A 19,366-nucleotide genomic window follows, 5' to 3' on the forward strand; every position below is an offset into this window, starting at 1 on the left:
ACCGCTGGTTGAGCCGACGAGCCGCCCCCACCGCTGGTTGAGCCGACGAGCCGCCACCACCGCGGGTTGAGCCGACGAGCCGCTAGGCGAGTCGAGTCGAAACCCCGTGACGCCCTGGGAGAGTCTCCCTGCGACTCACGGGGTTTCGACTCGTGCCTCGGCTGGCGCCTCGGCCCGGCTCAACCGGCGTGGGCGCTCAACCGGCGGGGGTGCCGAGACGGCGGACACCGCCCCGGCATGGGTCGCCGGGGCGGTGTCTGGTCGGGTCAGCCGCGGGCGCGGGTGGTGAGACCCCAGCCGTACGCGTACTGCGGGTCGTAGAAGCGGTCGCCGACGTTGATCGGCTCCTGGTTCAGCGACTTCGGCCACGTGACCGGCAGCCGTCCGGAGTAGCCGGTCCGCCCGAACAGCGGGTCGGTCACGCCGGTGCCCTCGCTGCCCGGCAGCCAGGACGCGACGAGCCCGTCGATCTTCCTCAGCTGAGCCGGCGGGATGATCATCGGCCGGCCCGAGACGACGAGCACCACGCACGTCTGCGTGGCCGCGCAGACGGTGTCGACCGCCTTGGAGTCGCTCGCGCTGAGCCGCATCGTCTGGGCGGGACGCGCGACGCCGTTGTCCGACCACGGTGCGCTGCCCACGTCACCGAAGCCCTCCGCGTACGGCGTCTCGCCGACGACCACGACACCGACGGCACCCTTCGGGACCGGCGCCGACGCGTCCTTGGAGTACGTCACCGAGCGCGCGTTGGCCTTGATGCCGCCGAGGATCGTGGTGCCCGGCACGGCACCGTTGCCGCCCTGCCAGCTGATCGTCCAGCCGCCGGTCTGGTTCTCCATGCTGTCGGCGCTGCCGCCGGCGACGTACACCGGACGGCCGCCGTTGAGCGGGAGGACGCCGGGCTTGTTCTTCAGCAGGACCTGCGACTTCGCGGCGACCGTACGGGCGAGCGCCCGGTGCTGTGCCGAGCCGACCTCGCCCGTGTGCGTCCGGTCGGTGTACGGGTGCTCGAACAGGCCGAGCTCGAACTTCTTGGTCAGGATGCGCGACACCGCGTCGTCCACGCGCGCCATCGGCACCTTGCCGCTGGTCACCGCCGACTTCAGCGACGTCTGGAAGTTCGCGTAGTCGTACGGCTCCATGAACATGTCGGTGCCGGCGTTGACCCCGGCCACGACCTGCTGGTCGTAGGTGTACGTCTCCGGCTTGATGTGGTGGATGCCCTCGTAGTCGGAGATGACGAACCCGTCGAAGCCCTGGGTGTTCTTCAGCCACCCGGTGATCAGCGAGCGGTTGGCGTGCATGTTGATCCGGTTGCCGAGCCCGTCCTCGGTCCAGTCCACGTCGGAGTAGGACGGCATGACGGTGCCGACGTCGTACTGCTTGATCGCAGGCACGTACGGCGCGAGGGCGAGCCGGTCGAACGTCGCTCGGTCGACCTGGTCGACGCCCTGGTCGATGGCGTAGTTGCCGCTGGTCTTGTCGTTCGAACCGGTTCCGTACGTCGTGAGCCCGTCACCGGCGAAGTGCTTGGCCGTCGAGAGGACATGCTCTGGGCTCGCCAGCCCGCCGGGACCGCCCTGGAAGCCACGGATCGCGGTCTCCATCGACTGCACGAGCGCCGGCGTCTCGCCGTACGCCTCGTACGAGCGTCCCCACCGGTCGTCGCGCGCGACGCACACGCACGGCGAGAACACCCACTGCGGTCCGGTGGCCCGCGTCTCCTGCGCGGTGACCGCGGCGGCGCGCCGGGCGAGGGAGGGGTCGCGGGTGGCGCCGACGCCGACGTTGTGCGGGAAGATCGTCGCGCCGACGAGGTTGCCGTGGCCGTGGACGGAGTCGACGCCGTAGATGATCGGGATCTTCAGCCGGCTCGACATCGCCGCGCGCTGGTAGCGGTCGACCATGTCCGCCCAGGCGGTCGGCGTGTTCTGCGACGGCACGGACCCGCCGCCGGAGAGCACGCTGCCGAGGTGGGCCGTGGCGATCTTCGAAGGGTCGGAGTCGATGGCGCCGCGCTCGGCCTGGGTCATCTGGCCGATCTTCTCGTCCAGGTTCATCCGGCCGAGCAGGTCCGCGACGCGCTGCGGGATCGGCAGGGCAGGGTTCTGGTACGGGAGCGCGGCCTGCGCGCCGGCCGTGGGCGCTCGGTCCGGCGCCTGGGCGATCGCGGGAGCCGCGACGGGTGCGGACGCCGCGACCACGAGTGCGAGAGATAGGGCGAGCTTTCCGGTGGGGTGATGGTGCATCGTGCCGGCCTCTCTGCCGTCGATACGGGGGATGTTCGCCAACGTATGACCGATATGTACGTACTCACGGGTTAGTCGCGGCCGATCTCGCCGGTTTCGTACGGAGTCCGTTGATAACTCGGTAGCCTCCGACGCGTGTCCCCCTCCGAGGTAGGCGCCCTCGCCCGGCTGCGAGCGACCAACCGGCGTGCGGTCATGCGCGCGCTGACCCAGCACGGCCCGTCCAGCCGCGCCGACCTCGCCCGGCGCACCGGCCTGTCGCCCACGACGGTCTCCGGGATCGTGCGGGATCTGCTCGCCGATGGGGTCCTCTCCCAGCAGGACGAGCGCGGCCGGCCGCACAAGGGCGGCAGCGGCAGGCCCCCGAGGCTGCTGACGCTGTCGGCCCAGCGCGGGGCCGTCGCCGGCATCGACATCGGTCACCGGCACGTCCGGGTCGCGGTCGCCGACCACGTCGGCCGGATCGCCCACGAGCTGGAGCGCCGCGTCGACTCCGACGAGCGCGGTCCGCGCACGATGGACGTCGCGTGCGAGCTGCTGGACGAGGCGCTCGGCGCCGCGGACGCCGGAGCGCTGACGGCCGTGGGGCTCTCGGTGCCGGCGCCGATCGACCGCCGCTCGGCCCGGATCAGCACCGGCATCCTGCCCGGCTGGCGCGGCGTCGTGCCGGTCGAGGACCTCGCCGCCCGGGTCAACGTCCCGGTCACGGCCGACAACGACGCGAACCTCGGGGCGCTCGCCGAGGTGCACCACGGGGCCGCTCGCCGCTCCCAGCACGTCGTCTACCTCAAGCTCGCCAGCGGCGTCGGTGCCGGGCTCGTGATCGGCCGGCAGGTGTTCCGCGGTGCGACCGGTCACGCGGGCGAGATCGGCCACGTGCGGGTCCAGGAGCACGGCACGGTCTGCCGGTGCGGGAGCCGCGGCTGTCTGGAGACCGAGGTCTCGGTGCCGCGCCTGATCGAGCTGCTGCAACCCGCGTACGACCTGCCGCTGGACGTCGACACCGTGCGGGCCCTCGAACGGGACGGTGACGCGGGCGTACGGCGCGTGCTCGAGGACGCCGGCGCCACGGTCGGGCGGGTCGTGGCCGACCTGTGCAACGCGGTGAACCCCTCGCTGGTGGTCGTGGGCGGACCGTTCGGCGGGTCCACGGCGCTGCACCGCGGGCTGCAGGCGGCACTGGACCGGTACGCCCAGCCGGACATCGCGCACGCGGTGAGCATCGTCCCGGGCGAGCTCGGGACGGAGGCGCAGGTCCGGGGAGCCATCGCCCTCGCGCTCGCCGGCCTCATCCAGCAGCGGGACGCCGCGCCGATCGGCTGAGAACGCCTCGCCCGCAACGGGGTTCGGCCGACGTGACCCAGGTCTCACCGCCCTGAACTGGAACCGTTCCAGACAAGCCGTTAGGTTTCAGGGCGTCGGCAGGTCCGCCACGTACGACCGTGGCCCGGGCTTGCCGTCGCCCATCTCACGCGACGATCAGGAGCACTCCTTGTCCCTCATCAACACCCCGATCAAGCCCTTCACGGCGACCGCGTTCCGTAACGGCACCTTCGTGGACGTGACCGAGGCGGACATCCAGGGCAAGTGGGCGATCTTCTTCTTCTACCCGGCCGACTTCACCTTCGTCTGCCCGACCGAGCTGGGCGACCTGGCCGAGCAGTACGACGAGCTCCAGCGCCTGGGCGTCGAGGTCTTCTCCGTCTCGACCGACACCCACTTCACCCACAAGGCGTGGCACGGCTCGTCCGAGACCATCGGCAAGATCCAGTACGCGATGATCGGCGACCCGACCCTGCAGATCTCGCGGAACTTCGAGATCCTGCGTGAGGACGAGGGCCTGGCCGACCGCGGCACGTTCCTGGTCGACCCGGACGGCATCATCCAGTTCACCGAGGTCACCGCCGAGGGCATCGGCCGCAACGCCACCGAGCTGGTCCGCAAGGTCAAGGCCGCCCAGTACGTCCGCAACCACCCGGGCGAGGTCTGCCCCGCCGCGTGGGAGGAGGGCGAGGAGACCCTCGCCCCCAGCCTCGACCTCGTCGGCAAGATCTGACCCCACCACCGATCCGCCGGTTGAGCCGGGGCCGACTCCGCCGGTTCAGCCGCTGGTGAGCAGCGCACTCCGCTGGTTGAGCCGGTCGAGCCGCTAGGCGAGACCGTGTCGAAACCCGGTGCCGCGGGGGGAGAGTCTCCCTCGCGGTCCGGTGGTTTCGACTCGGGACTTCGCTAGCGCTCCGTCCCGGCTCAACCAGCGGTTGCCCCGCTCGAATTCGACTCTGTCACAGAGGAGCTGACGTGCTCGACGCCAACCTGACCGCCCAGCTGACGGCGTACCTGGAGAAGATCCGGCAGCCGATCGTGCTGCGTGCCTCGCTCGACGACGGCACCAAGTCCGCCGAGCTGCGTGGTCTGCTCGACCAGATCGCCGGCCTGTCCGAGCGCGTGTCCGCGTCGTACGACGGCACGGACGCGCGGCGCCCGTCGTTCGTGATCGAGCGGGTCGGCTCGCCGGACGTCGCCGTCACGTTCGCGGGCATCCCGCTGGGCCACGAGTTCACCTCGCTGGTGCTGGGGCTGCTGCAGGTCGGCGGCCACCCGTCCAAGGAGGCCGTCGAGACGATCGAGCAGATCCGCGACCTCACGGGCGAGCACCACTTCGAGACGTTCTTCTCGCTGTCCTGCCAGAACTGCCCGGACGTCGTCCAGGCGCTCAACCTGATGAGCATCCTCAACCCGGGCATCACCCACACGGCGATCGACGGCGGCGTCTTCCCGGACGAGGCAAAGGCGCGCGAAGTCCTCGCGGTACCAACGGTGTTCAAGGACGGCGAGGTCTTCGGTCAGGGCCGGATGACGCTCGATGAGATCCTGACCAAGGTCGACTCCGGTGCGGCCGAGCGGGCGACGTCCGCGCTCGAGGGCGCCGACCCGTACGACGTCCTGGTCATCGGCGGCGGTCCGGCCGGCGCGGCCGCGGCGATCTACGCGGCCCGCAAGGGAATTCGTACGGGCCTGGTCGCGGAGCGGTTCGGCGGTCAGACGCTCGACACGATGGCGATCGAGAACTTCGTCTCCGTCCCGCACACGGAGGGGCCACGGTTCGCGGCGGACCTGGAGCGGCACGTCAAGGACTACGACGTCGAGCTGATCACCTCCCAGCGCGCCGCCGAGCTGGTCACCGAGCCCGACGCGGCCGGCCACCTGGGTGTGCGCCTCGACTCCGGCCCGACCCTGCGTGGGAGGACGGTCGTGCTCGCGACCGGCGCGCGCTGGCGGACGATGGACGTGCCCGGTGAGGACGACTACCGCAACAAGGGCGTCACGTTCTGCCCGCACTGCGACGGGCCGCTGTTCAAGGGCAAGCCGGTCGCGGTCATCGGCGGCGGCAACTCCGGTGTCGAGGCAGCCATCGACCTCGCGGGCCTCGCCTCGCACGTCACGCTCATCGAGTACGCCGACCGGCTCGGTGCCGACGAGGTGCTGCAGCGCAAGGTGCGGTCCCTGGCGAACGTCGACGTCGTCCTGAGCGCCCGGACCACCGAGGTCCTCGGCGACGGCTCGAAGGTGACCGGTCTGACGTACGAGTCGCGTACCGACCGCTCGGTCCAGAACCTCGACGTGTCAGGCATTTTCGTGCAGATCGGCCTGCTGCCGAACACCGAGTGGCTGAAGGAGTCGGTCGCAGTCACCCGGCACGGCGAGGTCGAGATCGACGCCGCCGGTGCGACCAACGTCCCGGGCGTCTTCGCGGCGGGCGACTGCACCACGACGCCGTACAAGCAGATCGTGGTGGCCACTGGCGCGGGCTCGACCGCGGCCCTGAGCGCGTTCGACCACCTGATCCGCAGCTGAACCTCGTACGACGCGAGACAACCGCCCGGACGCGAGGACGTCCTCGCGTCCGGGCGGTTGCCCGGCCACCGATCAGTTCAGCGTGAAGCGCTGTGCGTCACCGCCGATGCAGTCGTACAGCTGCAGCGTCGCGACGTCGTGGGTGCCCTGGTTGACGTCGAGACACCGCCCCGACTGCGGGTTGTAGACCGACCCGTCCGAGCGGAGCTGGAACTTCTGCGCCCCTCCGTTCGGGATGCAGTCCCAGATCTCCAGCTTGGAGAAGTTCGCGGTCGCGTTGCCGGCCACGTCGAGACAGAACCCCAGGCTGGTGACCGTCTGGGTGTCGGGGTGGTAGACCCACTTCTGGTCCTGGGCCTCCGGTCGTTCGGTGACGATCGTGTAGCAGGGCCACGTCTGCACGGCCTGACCGCGAGCCCGCACGTCGTCACCGGCGACGTCGACGCAGTTCTGCGGGTTGCCGACCTCGTGCGAGGACGGCTGGATCGCCGGGAGCAGCGGGACTCCGTCGGTCACCGTGAACTGCTGCGCCGCGTTGCCGTTGCAGTCGTACAGCTGCAGCGGCGTGCCGTTGGTCAGGTTGCCGCTGGGGTCGTCCAGGCAGCGCCCCGAGTGCGGGTTGAAGATCGTGCCGTCGCCACGGACGATCCACTGCTGCCCGGCCACCGCGGGGTTGCAGTCGTAGAGCTGCACCCGCGTGCCGTTGGCGGTGCCGTTGCCGACGGCGTCCAGGCACCGGCTCATGGTGCCCAGGGTGTGGATGCCGTACGCGCTGCCCTCCCAGTGCTGGTCGGCCGCGCGCGTCCGGCAGTCCCAGAGCTGGACCTGCTTGCCGTTGCCTCCCTTGTCGTCGGCCGCGACGTCGACGCACTTGCCGGCGTGGGTGATGGTCGAGCCGGGGCCGCCTCCGCTGTTGGCACCGTTGTAGTGCTGTGCGGCGACGTTGGCCTGCACCTGGTTGTCGGCCGCGTCGGTGGAGAAGCCCGCGGTCATCACACCCTCGAAGAACGTGGCAGTCCCGGCGTTGGAGTTGTCGCCGCCGGCGCCCAGCACGATCGAGCCCTCCAGCCGCATCGGGGTGTACGACTGCCCGGGCGGGCCGAGCACCGTTCCGGAGGGCAGCGCGCCGTCGTACCACATGGTCATCGCGGTGGCCGCCGTGCCGTCGGTCGCGTCAGCGCCCTTGAGCGAGTAGCGGCTCGTGCCGTTGTTGCGGGTGAGCGCGGTGACGAACTCGCTGGGGTTGCCGTGGTTCTGGGTGCTGACCGGGGTGGCGCCCTGGAACACGCCGTTCTCGAGGTCGTTCTGCACCCACGGGCCGTAGCCGTAGGCCTTGTCGCCGCGGAAGACGCCGTTCAGCGTCGACAGGTTGACGGTGTCCATCGTGCCGGCCAGGTCGTCGGTCTGCCGCGCCTCCACGTTGCCGAAGTCGGAGCAGCAGCCGTTGTTGACGTTGGTGCCGCTGGCGACCTCGTAGATGGTCTCCGGGCTGGAGCCGCGCGCGGTCCCACGGGTGTCCGCTGCGGCGCGCCGGTAGGACACCCGCGGCGGCATGTAGATGCCGTACACCTTGGTGCCGTTGACGGTCACGGGGACGGCGGTCGCGTCGGCGGGGGAGTTGTCCGTCCCCTGCTGACCGTCCGGCAGTCGGGGGAAGACGGTCAGGTCGTTGTGGTTCGAGGTCTGGTCGTAGATCGTCGGGATGACGCACGAGGTGCTGCGGCAGAAGGCGTCCTGTGCGGCGGCGTTGGCGTACCCGCCCGCCGACAGGGTGGAGATGGTGGTCGTGGCGCCGTCGGAGGTCCGCCTCACCTGGTAGAGCGGCCCGTTGTAGCCGGAGGACAGTGCCCGGGTGGAGCTGAAGGCGGCCACGCACGGGTTGCCCGCGCCGGCGTAGATGTCGCAGGGACCCGTCCCGGCGGCGTGCGCCGGCCCGGCGGAGACCGGCCCGACGGCGACGAAGGCGCACGCCAGGAGGATGGACGAGAGCCAGGCCTGCAGCAGGCGGCGTCGGCGGTGATGGGTGGGTGAGGATCGTGTCGGCACGGCGTGTCTCCCTCTCGAGCGTCGGGGTCGAGCTCCCGCACCGGTGAGCCGGGGGCTCTCAGTGAACGTGGTTAATCGATTAACCACGTGAAGGAGTTTAGTGGGCCGCAGGCCCGAGCACCAGAGCTCGCAGAACCCTTGTCGGCGCGTTGAACAGGTGCTACGTTCCGCTTCAACGATTAACTGCTTAATCGTTCAAGCGACGGGAGCTGCGATGGCGCAGGGCGTTCAGGGACGCGTGACGTTGAAGGACGTCGCCGCGCGCGTCGGCATCTCGCCCGCGGCCGTGTCGATGGCGCTCTCCGGTCGGTCGCGGATCAGCGCCGCGACGGTCGAGCAGGTCAAGGCCGCGGCAGCCGAGCTGGGGTACGTGCCGAGCTCCGCCGCGAAGGCCCTGCGCAACCAGCGCTCGGGGGTGATCGCCGTGATCGTCCCCAACTCCACCCAGCACGTGTTCGGGCACAGCTACTTCATGCAGGTGCTGACCGGCGTCTCCTCGGCCGCGAACGAGCGCGACCTCCAGGTGCTGGTGTCCACCTCCGCCAGCGAGGCCAGCGGCCTGACCGCGTACGAGCGGGTGATGCGGTCGCGGACCGCTGATGGCGCCATCGTGACCAGCTCGGCGATCGGCGACCCCAACATCGAGCGGCTCACCGCCGGCGGTCTGGCGGTGGTCCTGATCGGCAACTACCCGGAGCTGCCGGGCACGACCAGCGTCGGTATCGACGACGTCGCGGCGTCCCGCATGGTCACCGAGCACCTGATCGAGGTGCACGGCAAGCGGTCCCTGCTCCACGTCACCGGCCCGCTCGACCACCAGACCGCCGTCGACCGTCGCGAGGGCTTCCTCGACGCCGTACGGGCACACGGCCTGCTCGCGGCGTCCGATGTGGTCGAGGGCGACTTCAGCGAACGCGCCGGGTACGACGCGCTGGACGGGCGTCGCCTCGGGGCGGACGGCTTCGACGGGGTGGTCTTCGCCAACGACGACATGGCATTCGGTGGGCTCCAGCTGCTGCGTCGTACGGGTCTGAGCGTCCCGGGCGACGTCGCCGTCGTGGGCTTCGACGACTTCGGGCTGTCCCGGATCACCGACCCCGGCATCACCACCGTCCACGTCCCCGCCGAGCAGATGGCCCGCCTCGCGGCGGAACGCCTGATCCCCCGGATCGAGGACCCGACCGCCGCACCCACCCGCGACGACCTCGAGGTGTCACTGGTCCTTCGTGAGTCGTGCGGCTGCGCCCGCGAGGACGTCGTCCTGCTGCGCAACTGACCTGCATCCCCCCGCACCACCACCACGGAGCTCGAAGGAGAGTTCAGATGAGGAAGACCATCGCCTCGCTCGCCGGAGGCGCACTGCTGCTCACCGCCCTGACCGGATGCTCCGGTGGATCCGACAGCTCGGCCGGCGGCCCGACCGAGCTGACGGTCTGGACCGGGTTCACCGGCGGCGACCGACCCGGCTACGACCAGATCGTCAAGGACTTCAACGCCTCGCACCCGAACGTCAAGGTCAAGATGGTCGTCCAGCCGTGGGACACCATCACCCAGAAGCTCCCCTCCGCGTGGTTGACCGGCAGCGGGCCGGACATCGCGGCGCCCAGCTTCGACCCCAACGTCATCGCCAACTATGTCAAGACCGGCTCGGTGCTGCCGCTGACCGCCACCGGCGCGGGGACCACCGAGATCAATACCGACCAGATCGCCCCGACCCTGGTCAAGGAGTACACGTACGACGGCAAGCTGTACGCGGTCCCGGCCAACTACGCGACGCTGAGCCTGTACTACAACAAGAAGATGTTCGCGGCCGCGGGCATCACCTCGCCGCCCTCGACGGTGACCGAGCTCCTCGCCGACGCCAAGAAGCTGACGAACCCGGCGAAGAAGCAGTACGGCCTCGTGCTGGCCGACAACCAGACGATCCAGATGTGGCCGATCCTGCAGTGGCTCCAGGGCGGCGACATCGTGGACGCGAAGAACTGCAGCGTGCTGCAGAGCGCGGCCGGTCAGGCGAGCCTGAAGCCGTGGGCGGACGCCGTGGCCAAGGACAAGATCTCCCCGGTCGGGCTCACCGGAGCGAGCGCCGACGCGCTCTTCTCCGGCGGCAAGGCGGCGATGGAGATGAACGGGCCATGGGCAGCGCCCGGCTACAAGTCGGCGGGCATCGACCTGGGCGTCGCGAAGATCCCGGTCGGCGTCGACGGCAAGGCGGTCACGCTGGGATCGACCGCACCGCTGGCGGTCTCGGCCAAGACCAAGCACCCGCAGCAGGCGCAGGAGTTCCTCGCCTACTGGACCAGCAAGGCGGCTCAGAAGAAGTTCTCTCTGGCGACCGGCTTCCCGACGCTGCGCACCGACCTCGCGACCGACCCGCAGCTGCTGGCGAACCCCGTCATCGCGACCTTCACCGCCCAGGTGCCCGACGCCCGGCTCTACCTGCCGCGGGTGCCCCAGGCGACCCAGGTCGACACCAACGGCTACGTGCCGCTGATCGGCAAGATCACGCGCGGTGAGGACATCGGCGCCCAGACCGCGGCCGCCGGCAAGACGATCGACGGCCTCACCGGCTGCTCGTCGTGACCTCGCGGGCGACCACCCGGGCGTGGGCGGCTCCGCGAGCCTCCCAGGCCCGGGTGGAACCGGCGGCGCGACGCCGCAGGGCGCTCCGCTGGCAGCCGGCCTGGTTGTTCATGGCGCCGAGCCTGCTGATCCTGGGGGTGTTCGTCGTCTACCCCATCGGGATCTCGTTCTGGTACAGCCTGCACGACTGGACCATCGGGGCACCCGAGCAGCCGTTCGTCGGTCTGGACAACTACCGCGCCCTGGCCTCGGACACCCAGTTCCGCAACGCCCTGGTCAACACGCTGGAGCTGACGGTGGTGTCGGTGGTGGTGCTCGTCGTCCTCGGCCTGGCCCTGGCGCTGGCGCTGATCGGCGAGGGACGGATGACGCGGGTGGTCCGGTCGGCGTTCTTCTTCCCGACCATCGTGTCGCTCACCTCGATCGGCCTGGTCTGGCGGTTCCTGCTCGACCCGGACCTCGGGCTGGTCGGCGGCATCAGCAGCGCCCTGCACATCCCGCGGGTCGACTGGCTGCAGTCCACGAGCCTGGCGCTGCCGACCGTGATCTTCGTCGACATCTGGAAGAACGCCGGCTTCGTGATGGTCATCCTCCTCGGCGCGCTCAAGGCCGTGCCGGCCGAGCGGATCGAGGCCGCCCGGCTCGACGGTGCCGGACGGTGGCAGCTGGTCCGGCACATCCTTGTGCCGTCGATCCGGCCCACGCTGCTGTTCGCGACGCTCATCCTGACGATCCAGTCGCTGCAGCTGTTCGACCTCGTCTACGTGATGACCGGCGGCGGCCCGCTCTTCGCCACCGACACCTTGGTCAACCAGGTCTTCCGGGAGGGCTTCGTCAACTTCCGGACCGGCTACGCCTCGGCGATCTCCTGGGTGCTCTTCGTCCTGATCATGCTGGTCTCGGCGGTGCAGCTGCGAGTGTTCAGGTACGACGATGTCGACTGAGTCGTCCCGGCAGCGGCGACCGGGTGGTGCCGTCCACTCCGCGCGGCCGGCCGTGGTGCTGAAGTGGCTCCTGCTGGGCGCCGGTCTGGTGGTCGCGGTGGTCCCGTTCCTGTGGATGCTGTCGGTGTCGTTCCGTACCGAGGGAGACCTGTTCGCCCACCCGGCCAGCCTCCTGCCCCATGAGTGGACGCTGCACGGGTACGGCGCCGTCTGGCAGCAGCTGCCGTTCCTGCGGCTCGTGCTGAACAGCGTCGTCTTCGCGGTCGGGACCACGGCGCTGACGCTGCTGCTGGACTCCCTGTGCGCGTACGCGTTGGCCCGGATGCGGTTCCGCGGCCGCAACCTGTGCTTCTTCCTGGTCCTGGCGACGCTGATGGTGCCGTTCCAGGTGACCCTCATCCCGGTGTTCGTCGAGCTGTTCCACCTGGGCTGGCTCAACACCTACCAGGGCCTCATCGTGCCGCGCGCCACCAGCGCGTTCGGCATCTTCCTGCTGCGGCAGTCGTTCATGTCCATCCCCACCGAGCTGGACGAGGCGGCGCGCATCGACGGCGCCGGCCACCTGCGCATCTACGCCCAGGTCATCCTTCCCTTGGCACGGCCCGCCCTGGTCACGGTCGGCCTGCTGAACTTCATGGCGCTGTGGAACGACCTGCTCTGGCCGCTGGTGGTGTCCACCAACCCCGAGATGCGCACTCTCCCGGCCGGACTCACGCTGTTCGGCGGCCAGCACGTCACCGACCATGCAGTGCTGTTCGCCGGCGCGACGATCTCGCTGCTGCCCCTGGCGGTCGCGTTCTTCCTCGCCCAGCGCTCGTTCGTCGCCGGCATCGCGACCAGCGGACTGAAGTAGCCCATGGCCGACTCCTTCCCGCCCGGCTCGATGTCCTGGCTGCTGGGCATCGAGGACACCTGCGTCCACCCGCCCGCCCGGTTCGACATGGCCACGCTGGACGAGCACGCGCTGACCGACCACGACACGTACTGGCGCGAGGACCTCGACACCGTCCGGCGACTGGGCGCTACGGGCCTGCGGTACGGCGTCAGCTGGCCGCTCGTGCACGTCGCCCCCGGGGTGTTCGACTGGTCGGTCCTGGACGAGCGCCTGCCGTACGCCGCCGGCGACCTCGGGCTGACCGTCATCGCCGACCTGGTGCACTACGGCACGCCGACCTGGCTGGACGACGCGTTCGCCGACCCGGGGTACCCGGCCGCGATCGCCGAGTTCGCCGGCGCGTTCGCCGCCAGGTACCGAGGGTTGGTCGACCACATCACGCCGCTGAACGAACCGGTCACGACGGCCTCCTTCAGCGGACTGCGCGGCATCTGGCCGCCGGCGCTCACCGGGTGGACCGGGTGGACGACCGTCGCCCTCGGCGTCGTGGCCGGCATCCGGGCCGCCATCGCCGCTGCCCGCGCCGCCAATCCCGACGTGGTCGTCGTCCATGTGGAGGCCTCGGCGCTCTACCTGCCGTCGACCCCGGACCTGGAGTCGCACGCCGAGCTGCTGCGCTCGCTGGCGACGCTGCCGACGGACCTGCTGCTCGGGCGGGTGGACGGCGCTCATCCGATGTACGGCTGGCTGCTGGAGCACGGCGCCGGCGCGGACGTGCTCGCGGGCCTGCGCAGCGAGGTCCCGACGATCGACCTGCTCGGGATGAACTACTACCCCGACCTCACTCCTCGCACGTTGGTCGACGGCGGCGGCGCGATCGAGCAGGTCACCACGAACCGGTGGGTCGAGGGCCTGCGCGAGTGCCTGCAGTCCTTCGCCGCCCGGTACCAGGCGCCGATCCTGGTCACCGAGACCAGCATCGAAGGCAGCGCCGAGCGTCGCGCCGACTGGCTGACGGCCTCGACCCGCGAGGTGCTGGCGCTGCGTGAGGCGGGTCTGGACATCCGCGGCTACACCTGGTGGCCGCTGCTGGACTTCGTGGACTGGTCCTACGCCTCGGGTGGGCGCAACGTGGAGGAGTTCCTGCTCGCGCCGACCTCCGACGGGCACGGTCACCGACCGGCCGACGAGCAGTTCGGTGACGTCAGCGCGGGCAAGGCCGCCTTCCTGCGCCGGATGGGACTGCTGTCCCTGCACGAGGGGCCCGACGGCACGCTCGCCCGGGTCGAGGGCGCAGCCTCCGCCGCCTTCCGTTCCGTCGCCGACCGTGCCGACCGGCGTACGCCACCCGAACATGTCTCGTGAGCCGGTGTGGGACGGCTACTTCGCCGACCCGTTCCTGCTGGACACCGGTGACGGTTACGTCGCGTACGGCTCCAGCGAACCCTTCACCGACTCAGGCAGCCGGGTCACGGCGCTCGTCTCTGCCGACCTGGTCACCTGGCACTCCGCGGGGACGGTGCTGCAGGTCGACGCTGCGCTCGGGACCGACGTGTGGGCACCGGAGGTCGTCCATACCGACGGCCGGTACTGGATGTACTACTCCGTCGGGACGGGCATCCACGGGCACCACCTGCGCGTCGCCACCTCCGACGGCCCGCTCGGGCCGTTCGTCGACGCCGGTGTCGACCTGACCCCACACGAGACGTTCGCCATCGACCCGCACCCGTTCCGCGACGTCGACGGCACGTGGTACCTCTTCTTCGCCCGTGACGTGCTCGACGCCGACCGGCCGGGTACTCATCTGGCCGTTGCCCGGATGCGGTCGATGACCGAGCTCGAACCCGAGGTCTGGCCAGTCCTGGAGCCGGACGCCGACTGGCAGCTCTACGAGCGCGACCGCTCGATGTACGGGCGCCGCCTGGACTGGCACACTCTGGAGGGGCCGTCGGTCACCCGCCGAGGGGGCCGCTACTGGCTCTTCTACTCCGGCGGTTCGTGGGAGGGGCCCGGCTACGGCGTGTCGTACGCCACGGCCGACCAGCCGTTCGGGCCGTGGCGGCACGCACCCACGCAGGGCCCCGCCGTGCTCAGCTCCGCCTCGACCGGTCTGCGCGGTCCTGGCCACAGCTCCCTGCTGCCGCTGCCGGACGGCTCGACCCGGATCAGCTTCCACGCCTGGGACTCCGTCGGGACGCGGAGGCAGATGTACATCGAGCCGTTGGTGTGGGGTCCGGACGGGCCGTCCGTCAGCCCCTGACTCCGTCGGTCACGATCTCGTGTCGGGCGACCCGTCCTGCTCGCGGGCGGGCGGTGGGTGTGGTGATGTCCTCGTACGGCTCCGCACGCGCAGCGCCGGTCACGGTCATGAGGGGGAACGATGCGCGGACGAGTCGCGGGTCTCCTGCTGGCAGCGATGGTCGTCGCGACCACGTTGAGTGCGTGTGGAGCGGCGGCGTTGCCGGCGGCGAGGTCCAGCTCGGCGACGCGTGCGTACGCGATCGGTGAGTGGGTCGGGAGCTACGGCTCATTGGCCGACCTGTCGCGGCAGAGCACGATGATCGTGCGTGGCACCGTGTCGTCGGCGCCCCCGCAGGTCGTGCCCGCAGCGATGCCGGGCTCGGAGGACCTTGTCGATCTGGCGACCGTCGTGACGTTCCGCGTCACGCAGACGCTGGGAGGGGACCTACGCTCGGGCACCGAGCTGAAGATCCATCAGTCAGGGTCTCCTGACGCGCCGCTCTTCGACCCGGAGGAGAGCGCGTGGCTCGTCGGCGGGCGCGAGTACGTCCTCTACCTCAAGCCATTCTTCTTCGTCCCGGGCAGGTCGACCGGCAGGTACGTCGTCACCGGCGGTCTGGGTGCGTTCGCTCCGAGCGGGGACGCGCTCACCCGGACGACGGCCCGCGACACGGTGCCGCGAACGACGGACCTCCAGGCAGTGACGGCGAGTGCCGGGGTGCTGGGCACCCGGCCCGCCGCCCCCTGACCGTCAGGCCTCGCGGTACAGGTCGGGCACCTGCGGCCGGGCGAGCCGGAGCCCCGGTTCGCACTGAGGCCATAAGGAGAAGTGCGCTGTGACGCACCGTCGCTTACGGCTGCCCGGCGAGGTGGTGATCGACGATCGGCCACCAGTGGCGGGTGGTCAGTTCCGCTCGCCCGCGCTCGAGCGTGACCCAATCGCCGGCGACGACCGGCTCCGCTGCCTGGGTCGCGAGCAGGACAAGGACGTGCGCGTACGGCGTCGGGTGCGGGTACGACGCGTCCGGCCGCGGGACGACGTTGCGGACGTACCCGATGCAGCGGGTCGTGACGTCCGGCCGGCCAAAGACGTCCTCGGCGAGGCGGGCGATGCCGTACGCCGGTCGCTCGCGCGCGTCGGCCGGGCCGAGGAACCGGGTCGGCAGGTCCATGCCCTTGACCGTCTCGACGCAGAAGAACTCCGGCTCGCTCGCCCCGGCCGTACGCGTGAGCAGCAGCCGGACGATGACCGCCGGCTCCGGGAGCGAGCAGTCGTCGCCGGCCCACACCTCGGCCGTGCTCCCGGATGGCAGCCAAGGCGCGTCAAGGGTGGTGACGATCAGCTGCGCCTCGGTCATGGCGCGACGTTAGCGGTCCGCGTGTCGGTGAGCGGGCGCTCGCCGGGCCCGCGGCACGCTGAGGAGCGGCCCGAGCGGTCGCTGGTGGTGCTGGTTCGGGTGATTCGGGCGCAGGGAGCGGCCCGAGCGGTCGCTCGTGGTGTGACGTGTCCGCTCAGCGGCCGAGCGAGTGGGGCGGCGTCGGCGGGCTGTCCTCCATCTGGATGCCGGTGGCGACGACCAGGCCACCGAGCATGAACGCGGCGATCCCGACCGCGAGCGTGGTCGGCTGCGGTCCGGTCCAGCTGCTCCGGCGCTGCGGTGCGTGCTCGTCGTGGTCGCCGTGTCCGGCATGCTCGTCGTGGCCCATGTATTCGTGGGTGAGTGCGTGGCCCTTGCCGCGGTTCATCAGGTAGCGGTTGACCGGGTACGCGGCGGCGAACGCGACCACGAACGACAGCATCATCGACAGCCAGAACAGCGGCCGGTCCAGGCCGGCGTCCATGGCTCCGGGCACGCTCAGCATCACCGTGTTGTCGACGATCTCCATGGTGGCGATCGACAGCGTGTCGGCGGCGAGCACGAGCTTGAGCGCCGACCCCAGGTCGATGCCGGCCAGCACCACGGGCAGCGACGACAACGAGTACCCGAAGACGAAGGCCAGCGCGACCGACAGCACGGTTGTCGGCAGGTTGCCCCAACCCTGCTGGGTGCCGATCAGCAGACCTATGATCTCGCCGATCGCACAGCCGGTCAGGCAGTGCAGGGTGGCGCTGGCCGCCATCGCGTCGAAGCGTCGCATCACGAGACCTCCTCGCTGGACGCGGTGGCGCGAAAACCGCGCAGCCGCAAACTGTTCGAGACGACGAAGACCGACGAGAGCGCCATCGCCAGCCCGGCCAGCATCGGGTTGAGCAACCCGGCGGCGGCCAGCGGCAGAGCGGCCACGTTGTACGCGAACGCCCAGAACAGGTTGCCCTTGATCGTCGCGAGCGTACGGCGGGAGAGCCGGATCGCGTCGACCGCGACCCGCAGGTCGCCGCGGACCAGCGTCAGGTCACTGGCCTCGATCGCGACGTCGGTGCCTGTACCCATCGCCAGTCCGAGGTCGGCCTGCGCGAGCGCGGCTGCGTCGTTCACCCCGTCGCCGACCATGGCGACCGAACGACCCTGTGACTGAAGCCGTTTCACCACATCGACCTTGTCGGCGGGCAGGACGTCCGCGATCACCTCGTCGATGCCGACCTCGTCGGCGACCGCGCGAGCCACCACCTCGTTGTCGCCGGTCAGCAGGACCGGGCGGAGTCCGAGGTCCCGCAGCCCGCGTACCGCCGCCGCGGACGTCGGCTTCACCCGGTCGGCCACCGCGAGCACGCCGCGCGCCTCGCCGTCCCAGGCGACCGCGATCGCCGTCGCGCCCGAGGTCCGTACGTCGTCCAGTGCCGTACGAAGGTCGTCCGGCAGCGTGATCGCCCACTGCTCCAGCAGGGCGGGTCGTCCCACGACGACCGCGTGGCCCTCGACGACGCCAGTCGCGCCGAGTCCCTCGACGTTCTGGAAGGACTCGACGGCCGGTCCGTCGCCGGCGGCGCTCGCGACAGCGCGGGCGACGGGATGCTCGGACGCGCGCTCGACCGCTCCGGCAAGGCGCAGCACGTCCTCGCGCGAATGACCGGTGGCGGGTCGGACGTCGGCGAGCGTCATCTCGCCGGTGGTCACGGTGCCGGTCTTGTCGAGGACGACCGTGTCGACCGCGCGCGTGGACTCCAGCGCCTCCGGGCCCTTGATGAGGATGCCCAGCTGCGCGCCGCGCCCGGTGCCGACCATCAGCGCGGTCGGGGTGGCGAGGCCGAGGGCGCACGGGCACGCGACGATCAGGACGGCGACAGCGGCGGTGAACGCCGCAGTGGCGCCCTCGCCCGCACCGAGCCAGAAGCCGAGCGTCGCGACGGCCAGCGCGATGACGACGGGGACGAAGACGCCGGAGATCCGGTCGGCCAGCCGCTGGACCTGCGCCTTGCCGTTCTGCGCGTCCTCGACGAGGCGGGCCATCTGCGAGAGCTGGGTGTCCGCGCCGACCCGAGTGGCGCGGACGACCAGGCGGCCGCCCGCGTTGACGGTTGCGCCGACGACCGCGTCCCCGGCACCGACCTCGACCGGGACGGACTCTCCCGTCAGCATCGACGCGTCGACGGCGGAGGAGCCCTCGACGACGACGCCGTCGGTGGCGACCTTCTCGCCCGGGCGGACGACGAACTGGTCGCCGACGCTCAGCTCGGCCACCGGCGTACGGACCTCGCGGCCGTCGCGCAGGACGGAGACCTCCTTGGCGCCGAGCTCCATCAACGAGCGCAGGGCGGCTCCGGAGGCGCGCTTGGAGCGGGCCTCGAAGTAGCGCCCGGCCAGCAGGAACGTCGTCACCCCGGCCGCGGCCTCGAGGTAGATGTTGCCCGCGCCGTCGGTGCGTTCGACCGCGATCCGGAACGGGTGCGTCATGCCGGGCTCGCCCGCGGTGCCGAGGAAGAGCGCGTACAGCGACCAGCCGAACGCGGCGAGCGTGCCCACCGACACGAGGGTGTCCATGGTGGTCGCGCCGTGGCGCAGGTTGGTCCAGGCCGCGCGGTGGAACGGCCACGCGCCCCAGACGACGACCGGTGCGGCGAGCGTCAGCGACGCCCACTGCCAGTAGTCGAACTGCCACGCGGGCACCATCGCGAGCAGGATCACCGGCACCGAGAGGACCGCCGAGACGACCAGTCGCTCGCGCAGGGACCGGAGGTGCTCGTCCGCCGGGTCGTGCTCGACGGCGTCGGCGGCCGGGGCGGCGGTCGGTGGTGCGGGCAGGGCCGCCTGGTAGCCGGCCGCCTCGACCGTGGCGACCAGCTCGTCGGGGGAGACGGTGGTCGGGTAGGCGACCTTGGCCTTCTCGGTGGCGTAGTTGACGGTGGCGCTGACGCCGTCCATCTTGTTCAGCTTGCGCTCGATCCGGTTCGCGCAGGAGGCGCAGGTCATCCCCGTGATCGCCAGCTCGATGCTGTCCGTCGCCGCATCACTCGCGTGCGTCGTCATCGCGTCCTCCTCGTCATCACTGGTGTGGCAGGCCCGCCCGCCGGTCGAGCCGCCCCTCCCGCTGGTTGAGCCGCCCCTCCCGCCGGTCGAGCCGCCCCTCCCGCTGGTTGAGCCGCCCCTCCCGCCGGTCGAGCCGCCCCTCCCGCTGGTTGAGCCGCCCCTCCCGCCGGTCGAGCCGCCCCTCCCGCTGGTTGAGCCGCCCCTCCC

Annotated in this window: 17 protein-coding genes; 10 read left to right on the top strand and 7 right to left on the bottom strand. The window is 70.9% G+C overall.

The window, feature by feature from the left end:
* Positions 1-266 precede the first annotated feature (266 nt).
* A complete protein-coding gene (locus P4R38_RS01645) occupies positions 267-2,249 on the bottom strand; it encodes a glycoside hydrolase family 3 protein (protein ID WP_277190764.1) in 1,983 nt (660 codons plus the stop codon).
* A 135-nt stretch (positions 2,250-2,384) separates the two neighbouring features.
* Between P4R38_RS01645 and P4R38_RS01650 the strand changes: the two genes are divergently transcribed.
* The 3 genes from P4R38_RS01650 to ahpF all read left to right on the top strand — a co-directional run bounded on the left by P4R38_RS01650 (position 2,385) and on the right by ahpF (position 6,104).
* Positions 2,385-3,572 (top strand): ROK family transcriptional regulator, encoded by a 1,188-nt coding sequence (locus P4R38_RS01650; RefSeq protein WP_277190766.1) that lies wholly within the window; start codon positions 2,385-2,387, stop codon positions 3,570-3,572.
* Between the two features lie 169 nt (positions 3,573-3,741).
* On the top strand, positions 3,742-4,305 hold the full coding sequence (gene ahpC / locus P4R38_RS01655) for an alkyl hydroperoxide reductase subunit C (protein WP_275236537.1): 564 nt from the start codon (positions 3,742-3,744) through the stop codon (positions 4,303-4,305).
* 242 nt (positions 4,306-4,547) lie between these two features.
* Positions 4,548-6,104, top strand: a complete 1,557-nt coding sequence (gene ahpF, locus P4R38_RS01660; protein WP_277190767.1) for an alkyl hydroperoxide reductase subunit F — start codon at positions 4,548-4,550, stop codon at positions 6,102-6,104.
* Between the two features lie 72 nt (positions 6,105-6,176).
* Here ahpF and P4R38_RS01665 read toward each other — a convergent pair whose 3' ends face one another.
* Entirely contained in the window at positions 6,177-8,150 is a 1,974-nt protein-coding gene (locus tag P4R38_RS01665) for an arabinofuranosidase catalytic domain-containing protein (RefSeq protein ID WP_277190768.1), read from the bottom strand.
* A gap of 214 nt (positions 8,151-8,364) precedes the next feature.
* On the opposite strand from P4R38_RS01665, the gene P4R38_RS01670 reads away from it, so the two are divergent.
* Together P4R38_RS01670 and P4R38_RS01675 are read left to right on the top strand one after the other, a co-directional pair.
* Positions 8,365-9,426 carry a LacI family DNA-binding transcriptional regulator gene (locus tag P4R38_RS01670; RefSeq protein WP_277190769.1) on the top strand — a complete coding sequence of 354 codons (1,062 nt, stop codon included), beginning with the start codon at positions 8,365-8,367 and terminating at the stop codon, positions 9,424-9,426.
* A 47-nt stretch (positions 9,427-9,473) separates the two neighbouring features.
* Positions 9,474-10,733, top strand: coding sequence for an ABC transporter substrate-binding protein (locus P4R38_RS01675; protein WP_277190770.1), 1,260 nt, complete (start codon positions 9,474-9,476; stop codon positions 10,731-10,733).
* Here P4R38_RS01675 and P4R38_RS01680 read toward each other — a convergent pair.
* Positions 10,714-10,845, bottom strand: coding sequence for a hypothetical protein (locus tag P4R38_RS01680; RefSeq protein WP_277190771.1), 132 nt, complete (start codon positions 10,843-10,845; stop codon positions 10,714-10,716). The genes P4R38_RS01675 and P4R38_RS01680 overlap by 20 nt on opposite strands.
* Between P4R38_RS01680 and P4R38_RS01685 the strand changes: the two genes are divergently transcribed.
* The 5 genes from P4R38_RS01685 (at position 10,844) to P4R38_RS01705 (ending at position 15,501) form a co-directional block, all read left to right on the top strand.
* Entirely contained in the window at positions 10,844-11,677 is an 834-nt protein-coding gene (locus tag P4R38_RS01685; protein ID WP_277190772.1) for a carbohydrate ABC transporter permease, read from the top strand. The two genes, P4R38_RS01680 and P4R38_RS01685, sit on opposite strands and share 2 nt — an antisense overlap.
* On the top strand, positions 11,667-12,530 hold the full coding sequence (locus P4R38_RS01690) for a carbohydrate ABC transporter permease (protein ID WP_277190773.1): 864 nt from the start codon (positions 11,667-11,669) through the stop codon (positions 12,528-12,530). The genes P4R38_RS01685 and P4R38_RS01690 overlap by 11 nt, the downstream gene beginning before the upstream one ends.
* 3 nt (positions 12,531-12,533) lie before the next feature.
* The gene (locus P4R38_RS01695; protein WP_277190774.1) at positions 12,534-13,877 is read left to right on the top strand and encodes a family 1 glycosylhydrolase; all 1,344 of its coding nucleotides are present in this window, start codon (positions 12,534-12,536) and stop codon (positions 13,875-13,877) included.
* A complete protein-coding gene (locus P4R38_RS01700) occupies positions 13,867-14,772 on the top strand; it encodes a glycoside hydrolase family 43 protein (RefSeq protein WP_277190775.1) in 906 nt (301 codons plus the stop codon). Before P4R38_RS01695 ends, P4R38_RS01700 begins: the two co-directional genes overlap by 11 nt.
* A gap of 120 nt (positions 14,773-14,892) precedes the next feature.
* Positions 14,893-15,501: a hypothetical protein gene (locus tag P4R38_RS01705; protein ID WP_277190776.1), complete on the top strand. Its 609-nt coding sequence runs from the start codon at positions 14,893-14,895 to the stop codon at positions 15,499-15,501.
* Between the two features lie 103 nt (positions 15,502-15,604).
* Here P4R38_RS01705 and P4R38_RS01710 read toward each other — a convergent pair whose 3' ends face one another.
* The 4 genes from P4R38_RS01710 to P4R38_RS01725 all read right to left on the bottom strand — a co-directional run.
* Complete coding sequence (locus tag P4R38_RS01710; RefSeq protein WP_277190777.1) at positions 15,605-16,111, bottom strand: NUDIX hydrolase; 507 nt, start codon at positions 16,109-16,111, stop codon at positions 15,605-15,607.
* A gap of 154 nt (positions 16,112-16,265) precedes the next feature.
* Positions 16,266-16,892: a DUF4396 domain-containing protein gene (locus P4R38_RS01715; RefSeq protein WP_277190778.1), complete on the bottom strand. Its 627-nt coding sequence runs from the start codon at positions 16,890-16,892 to the stop codon at positions 16,266-16,268.
* Entirely contained in the window at positions 16,892-19,159 is a 2,268-nt protein-coding gene (locus P4R38_RS01720) for a heavy metal translocating P-type ATPase (protein ID WP_277190779.1), read from the bottom strand. The genes P4R38_RS01715 and P4R38_RS01720 overlap by 1 nt, the downstream gene beginning before the upstream one ends.
* Before the next feature lie 16 nt (positions 19,160-19,175).
* On the bottom strand, positions 19,176-19,366 hold a 191-nt coding region (locus tag P4R38_RS01725), incomplete at its 5' end, for a hypothetical protein (protein ID WP_277190780.1).

This window comes from Luteipulveratus flavus (assembly GCF_029439465.1).
In the GTDB taxonomy this organism is placed as follows: domain Bacteria; phylum Actinomycetota; class Actinomycetes; order Actinomycetales; family Dermatophilaceae; genus Luteipulveratus; species Luteipulveratus flavus.